The sequence below is a fragment of the Streptomyces sp. NBC_01775 genome, assembly GCF_035917675.1.
GTDB lineage: Bacteria > Actinomycetota > Actinomycetes > Streptomycetales > Streptomycetaceae > Streptomyces.
On record NZ_CP109104.1, the window covers coordinates 3,129,713 to 3,144,523 of the forward strand.

General features: G+C 72.5%; 15 protein-coding genes. 4 read left to right on the forward strand and 11 right to left on the reverse strand.

What is annotated here, in order from left to right; genetic code table 11:
• Nucleotides 1-129 precede the first annotated feature (129 nt).
• The 7 genes from OHB04_RS13890 to OHB04_RS13920 form a co-directional block, all read right to left on the reverse strand.
• Nucleotides 130-2,586 carry a VMAP-C domain-containing protein gene (locus tag OHB04_RS13890; RefSeq protein WP_326807534.1) on the reverse strand — a complete coding sequence of 819 codons (2,457 nt, stop codon included), beginning with the start codon at nt 2,584-2,586 and terminating at the stop codon, nt 130-132.
• Nucleotides 2,583-3,089 (reverse strand): CU044_2847 family protein, encoded by a 507-nt coding sequence (locus tag OHB04_RS13895; RefSeq protein ID WP_326807535.1) that lies wholly within the window; start codon nt 3,087-3,089, stop codon nt 2,583-2,585. Before OHB04_RS13895 ends, OHB04_RS13890 begins: the two co-directional genes overlap by 4 nt.
• A 206-nt stretch (nt 3,090-3,295) precedes the next feature.
• Nucleotides 3,296-4,405: a PadR family transcriptional regulator gene (locus tag OHB04_RS13900; protein ID WP_326687997.1), complete on the reverse strand. Its 1,110-nt coding sequence runs from the start codon at nt 4,403-4,405 to the stop codon at nt 3,296-3,298.
• A 1-nt stretch (nt 4,406) separates the two neighbouring features.
• Entirely contained in the window at nt 4,407-5,456 is a 1,050-nt protein-coding gene (locus OHB04_RS13905; protein ID WP_326807536.1) for a DUF4097 family beta strand repeat-containing protein, read from the reverse strand.
• Between the two features lie 265 nt (nt 5,457-5,721).
• On the reverse strand, nt 5,722-5,904 hold the full coding sequence (locus OHB04_RS13910) for a DUF6104 family protein (protein WP_326687999.1): 183 nt from the start codon (nt 5,902-5,904) through the stop codon (nt 5,722-5,724).
• A gap of 120 nt (nt 5,905-6,024) precedes the next feature.
• A complete protein-coding gene (locus tag OHB04_RS13915) occupies nt 6,025-6,471 on the reverse strand; it encodes a pyridoxamine 5'-phosphate oxidase family protein (RefSeq protein ID WP_326688000.1) in 447 nt (148 codons plus the stop codon).
• 85 nt (nt 6,472-6,556) lie between these two features.
• Nucleotides 6,557-6,769 (reverse strand): hypothetical protein, encoded by a 213-nt coding sequence (locus tag OHB04_RS13920; protein WP_326688001.1) that lies wholly within the window; start codon nt 6,767-6,769, stop codon nt 6,557-6,559.
• 156 nt (nt 6,770-6,925) lie between these two features.
• Between OHB04_RS13920 and OHB04_RS13925 the strand changes: the two genes are divergently transcribed.
• Nucleotides 6,926-8,122: a sensor histidine kinase gene (locus OHB04_RS13925; protein WP_326807537.1), complete on the forward strand. Its 1,197-nt coding sequence runs from the start codon at nt 6,926-6,928 to the stop codon at nt 8,120-8,122.
• 74 nt (nt 8,123-8,196) lie between these two features.
• Here the strand turns inward: OHB04_RS13925 and OHB04_RS13930 are convergent, their stop codons facing one another.
• The 3 genes from OHB04_RS13930 to OHB04_RS13940 all read right to left on the reverse strand — a co-directional run bounded on the left by OHB04_RS13930 (nt 8,197) and on the right by OHB04_RS13940 (nt 11,802).
• On the reverse strand, nt 8,197-8,709 hold the full coding sequence (locus OHB04_RS13930; RefSeq protein ID WP_326688003.1) for a GNAT family N-acetyltransferase: 513 nt from the start codon (nt 8,707-8,709) through the stop codon (nt 8,197-8,199).
• A gap of 254 nt (nt 8,710-8,963) precedes the next feature.
• Nucleotides 8,964-10,814, reverse strand: coding sequence for a ribosomal protection-like ABC-F family protein (gene abc-f, locus OHB04_RS13935; RefSeq protein ID WP_326688004.1), 1,851 nt, complete (start codon nt 10,812-10,814; stop codon nt 8,964-8,966).
• Nucleotides 10,815-11,169: 355 nt separating this feature from the next.
• A complete protein-coding gene (locus OHB04_RS13940) occupies nt 11,170-11,802 on the reverse strand; it encodes a DUF6928 family protein (protein WP_326807538.1) in 633 nt (210 codons plus the stop codon).
• A 314-nt stretch (nt 11,803-12,116) separates the two neighbouring features.
• Between OHB04_RS13940 and OHB04_RS13945 the strand changes: the two genes are divergently transcribed.
• Complete coding sequence (locus tag OHB04_RS13945) at nt 12,117-12,944, forward strand: alpha/beta fold hydrolase (protein ID WP_326809448.1); 828 nt, start codon at nt 12,117-12,119, stop codon at nt 12,942-12,944.
• A 56-nt stretch (nt 12,945-13,000) separates the two neighbouring features.
• Here OHB04_RS13945 and OHB04_RS13950 read toward each other — a convergent pair whose 3' ends face one another.
• Nucleotides 13,001-13,642, reverse strand: a complete 642-nt coding sequence (locus OHB04_RS13950; RefSeq protein ID WP_326692727.1) for a hypothetical protein — start codon at nt 13,640-13,642, stop codon at nt 13,001-13,003.
• Between the two features lie 82 nt (nt 13,643-13,724).
• Between OHB04_RS13950 and OHB04_RS13955 the strand changes: the two genes are divergently transcribed.
• Together OHB04_RS13955 and OHB04_RS13960 are read left to right on the forward strand one after the other, a co-directional pair.
• Nucleotides 13,725-14,087 (forward strand): PadR family transcriptional regulator, encoded by a 363-nt coding sequence (locus OHB04_RS13955; RefSeq protein WP_326688006.1) that lies wholly within the window; start codon nt 13,725-13,727, stop codon nt 14,085-14,087.
• Entirely contained in the window at nt 14,084-14,767 is a 684-nt protein-coding gene (locus OHB04_RS13960; protein WP_326688007.1) for a permease prefix domain 1-containing protein, read from the forward strand. The genes OHB04_RS13955 and OHB04_RS13960 overlap by 4 nt, the downstream gene beginning before the upstream one ends.
• The last annotated feature ends 44 nt before the right edge of the window (nt 14,768-14,811 follow it).

Here is a 14,811-nt window from a genome sequence, read left to right on the forward strand (position 1 = left end):
TGGACGGATGCGCAACGTGGCGGGTGGGCGGGTGCGCGTGACGGCAGGGGTGCGGGTGCACGTGACGGCAAGGGTGCGGGTGCGCGTAACGGCAGAAGTGCGGGTGCGCGCGCGGATTCTCCGGCCGGTTCACGGGGAGTCCAGCGGCTCGGTGAGGCCCGGGATGGGGCGGCGGGGGTCGTCGTAGAGGAGCGCCATGTGCTCGGCCCAGTACGCCGTCTCGTCGCCTCGGCTGACGCGCTCGCGCAGTGCGCGCAGCCGCTCCGGGAGCGCCGGGGCGTGCCGGGCGTCGCGGACCAGCTGTGCCGCTTTGTCGAGAAGCGGGCTGCAAACCTCGCCCTCGCACTCGTCCGGGTGAGGCTCGTGGTCGCTCCAGAGCGCGAGGCCGTAACCGGCGCTGAGGACTTCCCGCAATGCCTCCGGGCCGCCACTGCTCGTACGGCACAGCACCGGTACGGCACGGTCGGGCGCGCCCACGAGCGGACCGTGGTCCGGGGGCAGGTGCAGGGTGAGGGCTTCGAGGGCACCTTCGAGTGCGGCGTGCCAGCGCTTCTCCCAGGCGGCGCCGGGCGCGAGGTGCGACCCTCCGGACGCGGGGTGGGCTCCCCCGATCGCTTGGCGGGTCCCTCCGGCCGGGTGCGATCCTCCGAACGCGCCGTACACCGCCTCCCCCGCGCCGGGCACCTCCTCGTGCGGCTCCCCCACGCGGGCCGCGTCGCGCAGCACGACCTGCCGGTGCACGCCGAAGAGCCGGTCCTCGGGGCGGGGGCGCAGTCCGCGCGGGACCAGGTCGGGCCGCCACAGATGGACCCCGAGGCCGAAGTGTTCGACGGGTGCCGCCAGTTCGAGGCGGGCGCGCCGCCGGTCGGTGTCCACCCGGGCGAATGCCTCCCGCAGCGGCTGCGCGAGCTGGAGCGGCAGCTCCTGGCGGGTGGCGCCCTGCCCCGACTCCCGCCGGGCACCGGCGCGCACGCTCTCGGGGCCGCCGGTCCAGGTCCATATGCGCCAGTAGAAGCGCGTGGTCTCCCGCGTCGGGCCCTCGCCGCGCGGGTAGATCGCGCGCTCCAGCTCGACGGCCACCACGGGCCCGCCGTCCCGCGCGTCGGCTTCCCGCAGGACAGGGCAGGGCACGGTGGGCGGCTCGGACAGCGGCCCTGGCTCCTCGTACGGCGCCCGCGGCTCGGCGCGGGCATCCGGTCCCGCGTCGGCATCCGGCTCCGTGGAGGGGCCCGGCTCGATGGAAGGATCCGATTGCGCGTGGAGCCCCGATGGTGCCGCGTGAACACCCGGCTCCTCGTGAACACCCGGCTCCGCGTAAGCGTCCGGCTCCGCATAGGCGTCCGACTCCAGCTCCGCCGCCCAGGCGGCCCGCTCCAGTGCCGCGCGCCGCGCCGGGGGCAGCCGCTGGGCCCTCTCGTGCACCCAGTCCAGCAACGCGGCGGACTTCCCGGGCGCTTCGGCCGCGCACTCGGCCGCGACCGAGGACAGGTAGTGCAAGAAGGCCATTTCCTCGCCCTCCGGGCTCTCGTAGAGCCAGCCGTGGCCGTCCCGCCAGTCGTGCTGGGCCGCCGCGTCCATCCACAGCGACTCCTCTCCCAGCACCCTCTCGACGTGGAACGCCACCGCGGAGGGGTGGCCGGGCGGAGGAAGTTCGGCCAGCAGCGCGAGGGCGGTCAGATGGTCGCGCGCGCTCCAGCCGTCCTCGATGCCCTCGCCGTGCCAGCCGCGGTGAAGGGTCTCCTGCGCCGCGGCCCAGGAGACGCTCACCGTCCGGGGCGTCGACTGTCCGTGAAAGCCGCCCGGAGCGCCTCCCGCCCGTCCGCCGGGGCGGCGCGAAGACGGGGAGCGCCGCTCGCGGCGGGCGGCGGGGGCGGGCCGGCGCGGGTCGTGCCACCGGTCGTGCGCGAGGATGAGCGCGCGGTACGGGTCATCGCCCAGGCCGCCCCCGCCGCCTGTGGTCGCGGCGCCCGTGAAGCCGCGCAGGGCGGTCGTGACGATGGCGAGGCCGCCGTCCTTGCCGCGCCGCTGCGCCTTGACGATCCCGGCAACCGCGCCCCTGTCGAGGTCGAGCACGGGACCCCCCGAGGCGCCGGACGGGATCGCCGCGTCGGGCCCGAGCAGCGCCCCGTAGGTGCCGTCGCCGCCGCTGACCGCGCACCGGCCGCTCCACGGCTGCGGGCCGGCGCCGTCCTCCGGCACACGCCAGCCGTGCGCCTCGACCTGGAAGGGCCGGTCGCAGCGGTCGGTCAGCCACACACACGGGTGCGCCACGTCCTCCAGCACCCGTACGAGTGCCAGGTCCTGCTCGGGCGCCTGTGTGGCGGTGTCCGAGAGCAGGTACCCCACGCGTGCGGGGACCCTGCCGTGCGCGCCGTGCACCATGAACGTCCCCGTGTCGCCGACTCCCAGCCGTCCCATCACCACGTGCGCGCAGGTGAGCACCCAGCCGGGCGCGACGAAGAAGCCGCTGCCCCACATGATGTCCTGGGCCCGGCGCGGTGCCCCGGCTCCCGCCTCGGGCGTGGTGCCGGGACCGAGCCATACCGTGGCTCGGCTGACCAGCGCCTCCAGCCTGCCTGCGCTCATCCGCCCTGCGGGGCCGTGGTGCCTTGGGGAGGCGTGCCGTGCGGGGCAGTGGCACCTTCCGGCTGCGGGCGCGGATCCGGAACCGGCGCGGGACCGGCTCCCGGAACCGGACCGGTGTGCGGCGCCACATCCGGTAGCGGCACGGGGTCCCTGACGGTGGCCTTGCGCCAGGTGAGGGTGACGGAAACCGCCGCCTTGGCCTCACCTTCCGCGAGAACCGCCGCGAGTGCCTTGCCCGACTTCACGGCCAGCTCGACGCCGAAGGTGGCGCTGACCTCGTCCGGCGCCGCCTCCTGCGCCGCGGCGAGCACCGCCGAACCGACGCCGCTGATCACCTCGTTGAGCTGTCGGGCCCGTGCGATGAGCTGGTCACGCGTGCCGACATCGTCGAACTGGAATTCCTCCGTCTCCTCAGGCGCCTCGCCGTCGTCCAGGACATGCACCCGAGCCAGCACGGTCTCCCCGCCCGGCAGCGTGATCTCCCTGATCTCCCGCTCCACCACTCCCCCTAGTCCGCCATTCAGGCCCCGACTCCCTTGCCCCGAGCCCATATTGAACATCTCCGCGCCCCCTCGCGCGACCGTGCCGGTACGGGCGGAACACATTCGCGCAGGCGTCAAGCGGCGGGGTACACAGGCGACATGGCTGTATGGGTGAGGTCGCACGACCTCACCCATACGGGTGAATCAAGCCCGGACGAGGGCCGGGGTCAGCTCTGGTGGCCGTTGTTGTGCCGGCCACCGTCTCCGGGGCGGAGTACGGCGCCGATGTGGGCGGCGGCCGTGGACAGGTGACGGCGTACGTCGCGGAGCTGGTCGTCGGTCAACCCGTGGTCGCGGGCCGCGTCTCGGATGTCGTCACGGAAGCGGTCGAGGAGGCGTTCGAGGTCGCGGGCCGGGTCCCCGGAGGCGGGCACGGCGTCCCGCAGGTGCGCTTCAGCCGACGCCTGTGCGGCCTTCTGCGCAGCGGTCCGCGCGGCATCCGGTGCGGCCTCCGGGGGAGCATCCGGTGCGGCGCCCGTGTCGCCGCCGTCGGCCGGGCGGGGGCGGGCGTACGGGGGCCATGCCGTCGCCTGGCCGGTGACGCGGCCCAGGTTGCCCATCTCGCGGGCGAGTTCGGACATGCCGTCGCGGACGGCGCCCGGCCAGTCGCCCGACCGCATGCGGGCCTGGACCTGGTCCTGCACCTGGCGGGCGACCCGCTGGACCTCCTCCACCGCGGCCGTGTGGGCCTCGCGCTCCTTCTTGGCCTGGCGCCTGGCCTGCTGAGCCTCCTCCTTGGCCTTGCGGGCCTGCTCCTTCCACTCGTCCTTGGCCCGCCGCATCTCCTCCTTGGCCTGCCGCCAGGTCTCCCAATCGCCCCAGTCGGCCTCCTTGCCCCAATCACGGTCCCAGGCACCGGAGGACGCGGATTTACGACCCCGGTCCGCGCCGCGCGCGTCGCGGGCCTGCTCGCGCATCTCGCGGCGCAGGTCGCTCGCCGAGCCGCTGACGTCCTCGCGGATGTCGGCGGCGAGCGCCGCGAGCGAGTCCCGGATCTCGACTTCGAGTTCGGCCAGCTCGGCCTGCCTGTCGGCGAGTTCGGCGCGGCCCTCCTTGGTGATCGCGTATACCTTGCGGCCACCCTCGGTCGTGTGACTGACCAGCCCCTCGGCCTCCAGTTTCGCCAGCCGGGGGTAGACAGTGCCGGCGGACGGCGCGTACAGCCCCTGGAAACGCTCCTCCAGGAGCCGGATCACCTCGTAGCCGTGTCGGGGTGCCTCGTCGAGCAGCATCAGCAGGTAGAGGCGCAGACGGCCGTGCGCGAAGACGGGGGGCATTTCACAGGTCCTTCGCGGGAGTGGCGGGTGTGGTGCTGTGGGCGTCGGATGCCCGTGGGGCGGGGGGCTCGCCAAGGTCACCCGCGCCCCCCGGATCGTCAAGGCCGTCCGGGGAACCCGGATCGCCGGAGCTCTCCGGAACACCCGGACCGGGCCGGGCCCACCGGCCGCCGTCGCCCTCCCCGTCCTCGTCCCCGGGCTCCTCGCCAAGGCCCTCCCCCGGGCCCTTGACGGGACGGCGCAGGAGTGCGAGCCCGCCGGAGAGCGTGACGGCGCTCAGGGTGCCGCGGCCTGCGCCCAGGACGCCGGTCGCGTGCTGGTCGCCCCATGAGCCCGAGATCTTCAGCTCGTCGAAGGCACTGGAGAGCGCGCCGCTGGTGGTCTTGGCGTCCACCTCGGTGTCCGCGTCCCCCGGCAGCCGGATCGCCAGTTCGCCGGAGACGCTGGAGAGCCGGATCTCGCTGGGCTCCCCCGCTCCGCTCCGCAGGTCGAGGATCATCGCGCCACTGACGGAGTCGGCCTTGATCGGGCTGCCACTGCCGTCGATGAAGGTCAGGTCGCCCGACACGGAGTGGAAACGCAGCCCGCCGGAGAGTCGCTGGGCCTCCACGCTGCCCGAGACGGTCTCGGTGAAGACCGGTCCCGACAGGCCGACGAGCGTCGCGTCACCGGATACTCCGCGCAAGTCCGTACGGCCGCGCACTCCGGAGACGACGGCGCTGGCTCCGACCACCCCCACCGACAGCCGGGCCCGCGCGGGAACGGAGACCGAGACCTCCACGTCGCGCCGCCAGCCCTTGCGGTCCAGCCACTTGAGGAAGCCCTTCCAGGGCAGGTCCTCATAGGCGACGACGAGCTTGCCGTCCTCGCACCGCACGTGCAGCGGCGGGCCCTCAAGGCGGCTGATCTCGACACGGGTGGTCGGCTCATCGCTGCCGACGACGTTCACGGTTCCGTTGACGACCCGCACATGCAGCTCGTTCACGGTCTCTTCGAAGTCGATCTGCCGAGGTTCGGAGATCTTCCACGAACGGTCCTCGGATACGGGCACGGCTGACTCCCCAGACTTGAGCGCTGAACGCTGAGTGCTTCGGCGTACAGCTGCGCCTCGGCGGACGCGGACTGCGGACGGATACGGAACGCGACAACGACGGACAACGACATATCGCGTCTCCGGGAGACACGATATGTCGCGTATCGCGATATCCGCAAGGCTCGGTCCGCTGCCCGTCAGGCCGGGGGGTTCATCCGAAGGCCATCCGGGAGAGCGCCAGGGCCCGGCCCAGGACGGTGCCGGGAGATTCGCCAGAAGAGGCTCATTCCTCCTCTTCGTCGTCATCCAGCCTGGCCAGCCAGGTGGCCAGGCGCTCCACCGGCACCTCGAAGTCCGGATTCAGATCGACGAACGTCCGCAGCTGCTCGGACAGCCACGCGAAACTGACCTCTTCCTCGCCGCGCCGCTTTTCCAGCTCTTCGATGCCACGGTCGGTGAAGTACACGGTTCTGCTCCTGTGGTCACGTGTGTACGCGCCCGCTCGGGACGCTTCCGCACCAGGGTATGCGGGGCATGCGGACGCTCCACCAGGTGCGCGGCGCGGTCGGGCCGGCGCACCGCCGGGTCAGGCCGGTGTGTAGCTGAGGTCGTTGGCCACCATCCGGTCGGGCCGCAGGCACACCCAGACGGTGCCGCGCTCCGCGGGGTCGTCGTGCAGATACCGCACGAAGCGCCGGTCCCAGAGCGACTCGTCCTCGCCGAGGTACCGGCGGAGTTTGCGCCGCCCGCGCGGCACGTCGAACGGCACGATCTCGGCCCGCCCCCGCGCGATGACCTGCCGCACCAGGCCGGTCGTCAGCTCGCACTCGTCCACGACCAGCGCCAGCCCCGGATCCTGGCGTATCCGCCCCGGCAGTCGCGCCCACGTCCCGGAGAGGATCCAGAACGCCCCGTCCTCCCACAGGAACCAGGTGGGCCGCACCGTCGGCCCCTGTGTCGCAACCCGAGCGGTCAACGGCCGCGCGAGGAAGGCCGCCACATCGAAGTCGTGTTCCGAGTTCGTCGCACTCATCCCCGCATCATCACCCCTTCTGTTGCACCTCACCCCTTCCGTTCACCTCACCCCTTCAGCCTGACCTCGCCTCGTCCGCTCGGCCTCACCCCTTCCGCTTCACCGAATCGCTCGCCGCCCCCACCGCGAGGCCGAGGGCCAGCAGGAGAACGCACACGTAGATCTCGTAGCCGTCCAGGAAAGGGATGCGGTGGACAACGCCCGCCCAGCGGAACCAGCCGCCGGTGATCTCGTGGAGGATGCCGCTGACACCTTGGGCGAGGAGGACGAATGCCACGAAGCCGAGGAATTTCTTCATGGCTTCAGGCTGGCGGGCCGGGGCGGGGGCGCGGATCGGGCGTCCGGCTGTCGTGGGCCGACGGAAGTCGCCAATGTGCGGGCCACTTGTCATACCAAAGTCGAAGCCTGTGGACAGCCGGCATCGGGGCCGCGGCGGGCACCGTAGATTCGCGGCATGGGTCGAATCGACAGCAGCCGCCACACACGGCGCGACACGAAGGACTGGGCCGTCGACACCGGCGCGTTCCTGTTCGCCGCCGCGTTCTCCGTGCTCTCCACCGACTCGGTGGTGATCGACCCCGGCACATCCGAGACAGCACTGTTCTTCGATCAGACGGCGGGCGGGGTGGCGTGCGCCGCGCTGTTCCTGCGGCGCAGATGGCCGGTGTCGCTCACCGTCGTGCTGCTCGTGGCGGGGAAGTTCTCGCACTTCGCCACCGGTGCCATCCTCGTCGCGCTGTTCACCGTCGCGGCGAGCCGGCCGCCGAAGGTGACGGGCTGGGTGACGGCGCTGGCCTTCGCGCCTGTGCCGTTCTTCCTCGCCCAGGGGCCGACAGCCGACGATCCGGCGACGGCGTCGAGCATCACCTACTTCGCACTGGTCGCCGGCGCCCTGGGCTGGGGCTCCTACACCCGCTCGCGACGCCAGCTGGTCGCCTCGCTGCACGAGCGCGCCGAGCGGGCGGCCGAGGACGCGCGGCGTGAGGCGAGAGAGGACATCGCACGGGAGATGCACGACGTGCTGGCCCACCGGCTGTCACTGCTGAGCGTGCACGCGGGGGCACTGGAGTTCAACCCGGGCGGCGAGCCCGCGCAGGTGGCGCGCGCCGCCGGGATCGTCAGACAGAGCGCGCACCAGGCGCTGGAAGACCTGCGGGAGATCATCGGGGTCCTGCGCGCACCGGAGGACGCCGGGGGCCCGCAGCCCGTCCTGGCCGACGTGGAGCGGCTGGCGGCCGAGGCGCGGAAGGCCGGGGCGCGGGTATCCCTCGAACTCACCGTCGAGGGCGGCCCGGAGGCGGCGCCCTCGGTGGCGGGGCGCACGGCCTACCGCGTCGTCCAGGAGGGGCTGACCAACGCGCGCAAGCACGGACCGGGTTCCGGCGCTCCGGTGACAGTGCGGGTGGGCGGCGCACCCGGTACGGGCCTGTCCGTCACGGTCCGCAACCCGGCCGCACGTGAACACGACACCTCCATCCCCGGCACCGGCCACGGCCTGATAGGCCTGGCCGAACGCACGACCCTGGCAGGCGGCCACCTCGAACACGGCTGGGACACCGCACGGCACGGCAGCGGCCCCGCACTCGACGACAAGGGAGGTGAACACAGTGAAGAGTTCCGTCTCTTCGCCTGGCTCCCCTGGCCGGGGTGAGCCCGGCCGGGACAGGACGCGGGTCGGGCGCGGTCCGCCACCACGCCCGGCAACCCGCTTCTCGTGGGGGCCGGTCAGCCGCCCAGCGGGCGTTGCATGAGCACCGTGTCCACCCAGCGGCCATGCTTGTGACCGACGGCTTTCAGAGTGCCGGTTTCGGTGAAGCCGTGGCGGCGGTGGAGGGCGCGGGAGGCGTCGGTGCCGGTGTCGGAGATGACGGCGATCATCTGCCGCACCCCCGCCTTCTCGCTCCGGAGGATCAGCTCGCTGAGCAGTTCGCCGCCGAGGCCGCGGCCCGTGCTGCCGGGCGCGAGGTAGATGGTGTCCTCGGCGGAGTGGCGATAGGCGGGCTTGGGGCGCCATGGGGCCGCGTACGCGTAGCCGTCGACCTCTCCCTCGGTCTCCGCGACCAGGAACGGCAGACCGCGTGCGGCGAAGTCGTCCAAACGCCGCTGCCACTCCGCGACCGTCAGCGGCGTCTCGTCGAAGGTGATCACCGTCTCGGCCACATAGTGGGCGTAGATGTCGGCAACGGCCTTGAGATCGGCGGGGACGGCGGGACGCACCGTCGCTTCGGGCTTGGGCATGGGATCGACCTCGCGGCTGTGGGTGGCTGCTCGTGCCGGGGACGGCGGCTCGTACCCGCCGTACGCATGCACGGCGGTCCCTGAAGGGACCACTCATCTTAAGAAGCCGCTGTTTCAGCGAGGTTTCCCACCCATGTCCGGGCGGCGATGGGGCTGCCGGAGCTGACCCATGCGCGCTTCGACACCGTGCTCATGACGTGCTCCCCACGTCCTCCCGAGTCGCTTCCGCGTTCGCGCGCTCCCGCACGTCGACGCTATGCGGCCCGCCCCGCGTGCAGCGTGAGCTGTGTGCCGGTGAAGCGGGCGCGCATGCGGCGGTCGTGGGTGACGACGACGAGCGCACCCTCGTACGACACCAGGGCCTCCTCCAGTTCCTCGACCAGTGCGGGCGACAGGTGGTTGGTCGGCTCGTCCAGCAACAGCAGGTCGACCGGCTCGGTCACCAGCCGGGCCAGCTCGATCCGCCTGCGTTGCCCGTACGACAGTTCGCCGACGCGCAGTCGCAGGTCCTCCGGGCTGAACAGCCCCAAGGAGAGGAGCTTGGCGGCCAGTTCGTCGGGGTATCCGGCGCGCCCGTACGCGAACGCCTCGGCCACGGTCAGGCCGGACGGGAACGGTGTCTCCTGCTGACGCAGATGGCCCACCCGCCCCGGCACCGTCACCGTGCCGGTGTCCGGGCGCAGTTCGCCCGCGAGCAGCCGCATCAAGGTGGTCTTGCCCGCGCCGTTCGACCCGGTCACCAGCAGCCGTTCGTGCGGGCCGACTGACAGCTGTCCGAGGCACAGCCGCCCGTCCACGCGGATGTTCTCCAGCACGGCGGCCTCACGGGGCACCCCCGTCCCAGCCCCCGTTCCGGTCCCCGCTCTCTCCCCTTCGCCCTCCCCGTTCCCTGCCGTCGCCGTCACCAGATCTGCCGTGAAGGAGAGCGGTTGGGGCGGGGGCGCGACCGGGTTCTCGGTCAGCTGTGCGACGCGCTGCTTGGCGTTGCGGATGCGGACCATCGCGCCGTGTCCGCGTCCCCGTGCCCGGAACGCGGAGCTGCCGAAGATCGAAAGCGGCACCTTGCGCGGGATGGCCTCCAGCCGCGCCACGTTGGACTCGGCAAGCCGCCTGCTGCGCTCCAGTTCCGCGCGCCACTCCTCGTAGGCACGCAGCCTCCTGCGGCGCTCGGCGTCCTTCGCGGCGAGGTACCCCGCGTAGCCGTCGCCGTAGCGGGAGACGCGGCCCTCGCCGACCTCCAGGACGGTCGTGGTGAGCCGCTCCAGGAAGAGGCGGTCGTGGGTGACGGCGACGACCGTGCCCCGGTGGGCGCGCAGCCGTTCTTCGAGCCATGCGACGGCCTGGTCGTCCAGGTCGTTGGTCGGCTCGTCCAGCAGCAGCAGTTCGGGCTCGGCGGCCAGGGTCGCGGCCAGCGCGAGGCGCGAGCGCTCGCCACCGGACAGGCTGTCCAGGCGGCGGTCACGGTCGAGCCGGGGCAGGCCGAGGCCGTGCAGCGCGACGTCGACGCGCGCGTCCGCCTCGTAGCCGCCCCGCGCCTCGAAGCGTTCCAGGAGCGCGCCGTAGGTGGCGAGCGCCGCGTCGAGGTCCGGGGAGGGACGGTGCCCCTCGGCCGGTCCCGTCGCGCCCTCGGCGCCTCGCTCGGTGACCACGGCGCCTCGCTCGGCGACCTCGGCGTCTTCCCCGGTGACCTGGGCGCCTCCCCTGGCGGCCTCCGCTTCTTCCATGGCGGCCTCGGCGGCGCGCATGTCCTGTTCGATGCGGCGCAGGTCGGCCAACGCGGCGTCGACGGCGTCGCGCACGGTCGCCCCGACGGGCAGCTCCAGCGTCTGCGCGAGGTAGCCGGCACCACCGGGTGCGACGACGCTCACCTCGCCGCTGTCCGGCGTGAGCCGCCCGGCGAGCAGCTTGAGCAGCGTCGACTTGCCGGAACCGTTGTCCCCGACCACGCCAACCTTCTCGCCGGGCCGCACACTGAGCGAGACCTGGTCGAGGACGGCGTGGTCGCCGTACCGCTTGGTGATCTCGTGCAGGGCCAGTTGTGAGGCGGGGCCCGCATGTGCGGCGGGGCATGCCTGTGCGGTGGTGGGTGTATGTGCGGCAGTCATGAAGTTCTCCCACTCCCCGGCTCCACGGAGCCGCTGGCAGTGTTGTCGGTCGATGAGTGGCCCGTGCACCAGGTGCACGGCAGACCGCACCGCCGCGGAGCCATTGCTCAACGCGGCGGCACGCACTCATCGATCACAGAGAACCCATACGACGACCGTACGTTCCCGCCCTCCCGCCGACAACCGGATTCCCGACGCGTCGCGCTCGCCCTGCCGGGCGGCATCCCCCGCGGGCCACCGTGGCATCGGCCGCCCTCGGAGAACGGATCAGGGTACGGCCGTCACCGCCTGAGACGGTGACGACTCGACAAGGCGGCGGGCGGCGGGCGCGCGGCCCGCGAAGCCTCCCCGCCCGTCAGGAACCGGTCGTGACGTGGAAGCCGCACATGGTGATGCGGAACGGGTCCAGCGGGGCGGCCGGGAGGTGCGGGGCCCCCTCGACGACGAAGCCGAAGTCGTGGAGCAAGAACGCCTCCCCCAGGTCCATGGGGTGGAAGGGCGTCGGTCCCGTGTGGTCGGCGTCGTCCCACGGCGGGCGCCTGCCGTCCCAGTACGGAGCCTCGAAGTCGCGCATGCCCCCGGCCTGCCACGCCCCGTCCTCCAGCAGGGCCATGACGAGGCGCAGTTCCTCGCGGCCCGCCCAGGTGCCGGCCATCAGGCCGTCGACGGTGGAGTTCATGTGGTGCACGTACAGCCGCTCCCCGGGTTCGGGCAGCAGGTGCGGGGGCGGAAGCGTGCCGGGGTCCAGACCGCTGGCGAGGTCGGTGCAGCACAGCACGTCCAGGCCGGGGAAGGAGGCCGCGTAGACCATCCCCGGGCCGGGATACAGCACCTCGGCGAGCGGCAGTTGCCCGGCCGGGGTCAGCTCCGCGCCGGGCAGCGCGCGGGCAGCGACCCGCCGGGCGGTGCCGGGGTCGGCCACCAGCCCCTCGCACAGGACCTCGCGCGGCACTCCGCCCCAGGTGAACAGCGCTGTCTTCGCACCCACTTGTCGCCCTCTCTCAGTCGCCTTCGCCACACCGCGCACCACGTGCGGCAATACCGCACGCCGCAAGCCACACGCCGCGGAAACGTCGCACCCGCCGGAGAGGAAGGCACCCGCGCAACCGTAGCCGTAGCGGCACGCACGCGTGCGGGGCGACTGGAGCGGCGTGAGACCCCGAGCAGTGTGAGACCCCGTCCGGCCGCCCGGTCACAAGGGGCCTGCCCTCCCGGACAGTGGATTCACCACTTTTGCATGGTTTTGCGAGCTTTGATGCTGTGCCCTAACGTCGAATGACGGCGAAGCCCCGGGAGGCGTTCATGGCGTACGTGACCGCGCGCGACGGTACGGAGATCTTCTACAAGGACTGGGGCAAGGGCTCGCCCGTCGTCTTCATCCACGGCTGGCCGCTGAACGCGGACGCCTGGGACGACCAGATGAACGCGGTCGCCGGGCGCGGCTTCCGCGGCATCGCGCACGACCGCCGCGGCCACGGCCGCTCGGGCCAGCCGTGGGAGGGGTACGACTTCGACACGTTCGCCGACGATCTGAACGACCTGCTCACCGCCCTCGACCTGCGGGACGTCACGCTCGTCGCGCACTCCATGGGCGGCGGCGAACTGGCCCGCTACATCGGCCGGCACGGCACACAGCGGGTCAGCAGGGCCGTGCTGCTCTCCGCGGTTCCCCCGCTGATGCTCCGGACGGACGGCAACCCCGAGGGCGTACCGGCCCAGGTGTTCGAGGACATCAAGAGCGGCATCCTCAAGGAACGTTCGCAGTTCTGGAAGGACACCGCCCACGGGTTCTTCGGCTCCAACCGGGCGGGTAATCGCGTCACACAGGGCAACGAGGAAGCGTTCTGGTTCATGGCGATGCACCAGAGCGTCAAGGCGGGCGTCGACTGCGTGACGGCGTTCGCGGAAACGGACTTCACCGAGGACCTGAAGAAGTTCGACATCCCCACCCTCATCGTGCACGGGGACGACGACCAGGTCGTGCCCATCGACGCGACCGCGCGGAAGGCGGCACGGATCATCCCGGACGCCGCCTTGAAGGTCTACGAAGGCAGCTCCCACGGCATCGCCCTCGTCCCCGGCGACAAGGAGAAGTTCCACCAGGACCTGCTGGACTTCCTCAAGAGCTGACCCAGTTCTCCGGGGGGCTCACGCTTCCCCGGAGGGGGCACGCCCCCCCCGGAAGCTCAGGCTCCGGTCGTCGACCCCGGCCGGACGATCATCAGGACCACGACGACGGCCCACAGGAGGTTGAAGACGCCCGTCACCATGCCCAGCCGGGTCGCCGCCGCGCGGGCCTTCTCCGGGCCGCCGTCCGCACCCGCCTCCAGGAGCCTCTCCTGCCCCGGCAGGATGACGAGGCCGAGCAGAGCGGCGGCGAGCACCGTCAAGACGAGCGATACGACCAGCCAGACGTCGGTGAGGACGCCCAACTGCTGGCCGGTGGCGATCCCGAAGACCGGGACGACGACCCCGACGACGGCGTACGCGCGGCAGATCCGGTGCAGCAACGCGGCGCCCACGGCGGTCCCGCTCCGTTCCTGCGGGGCCCTCTCGACCGCCCCCTTGCGGGATGCCCCACCCGTCGCCTCGCCGGATGTCCGGCCCTCGTCCTCGCCGAACGCCCGGCCCTCGTCCTCGCCGGATGCCCCACCCGTCGCCTCGCCGATCGCCGCGCCTGTGACCTCGCCGACTCCTGCCCGCACTTCGGGCGCTGCCTGGGCCGCCAGTTGGCGCCCGAAGCGCGGGAAGATCGAGGCGGCGACGGCGATCGGCCCGATGGCCAGGATCGCCGCGAGAACGTGTATGGACAGCAGCAGCTTGGTCACCACGGGCCCCAGAGAGTCGACTTGAATAAGTTGGCTGCCAATAGGTAGCACGCCAAGATAATTATGCATAGGCTGCCTACTCATGAAGACAGATGCGGTGCGAGGGCACCTCGACGGGCTGCTCCTGGCGGTGCTGGAGCCAGGGCCGCTGCACGGATACGCGATCATCACCGCGGTCCAGGAGCGCAGCGGCGGCATGCTGGAACTGCGCACGGGCACGACCTATCCGGCGCTCAACCGCCTGGAGCGGCTCGGCCTGCTCGACAGCAGCTGGCAGTCCCTGGGCGAGCGGCGGCGGCGCTGCTACGAACTCACCGAAGCGGGGCGGCGCACGCTCGCCGGAGAGCGCACGGCCTGGCAGGAGTTCACGACGGCGATCGGCGCCGTCCTGAACCCCACCGCCTCCGCCTCCACCCCGGCCTCCGACCCCAGGCCCGCCACGTGAGCGCCGAGGCCGCCGACGCGGCAAGCGGCAGCGCCGCCGACCCGGGGCAGGGCGGCCAGGGGGACACGACGGGCGGCGACCCGGTCGAGGCGTACACCACCCGGCTGGCGGCGACGCTGCACGGGCCCGCCAAGGACAGGGCCCGCCTCGTCGAGGAGATCCACGGAGGGCTCATGGACGCCACGGAGGCGTACGTCCAGGCCGGGACGCCGCCCGAGGAGGCCCCCCGGCGCGCCGTACGGGACTTCGGCCCGGTGGAGAAGGTGGCGCGCGCCTGCCAGGGTGAGCTGACCCTCGCCCAGACCCGCCACACGGCACGCGCCGCCGCACTGACCGTCCCGCTCCTGCTGGCCTGCTGGTACCTGACGCGCTCCGTGGACGCCCTGGCCGCGCCCTTGGCGGCACTGACGGTCATCAGCGCGATGCTGGCCGGGGCGACGCTGGCCACGACCGGCCTCCTGGCCCGGTGGATGCCGGTCCCCAGGAGCCTGCCGACCGTAGTGGCATGGGCCGGTACGGGAACGAGCGTCGCACTGGCCCTGACCACCTTGACCCTGGCCGTCACCGTCTTCCTGACCGCCGCCTGGCCCCTGCTCCTGCCGGCAGTCGCCCTCACCGCCACCTGCCACGGCATCCTGGGCGCCACCTCCCGAACCTGCCGCCGCTGCGCCACCGCCTGAGACGGCGACGAGGGTTCCCGAGGGGAGGTGCGGCCTGTACCCGC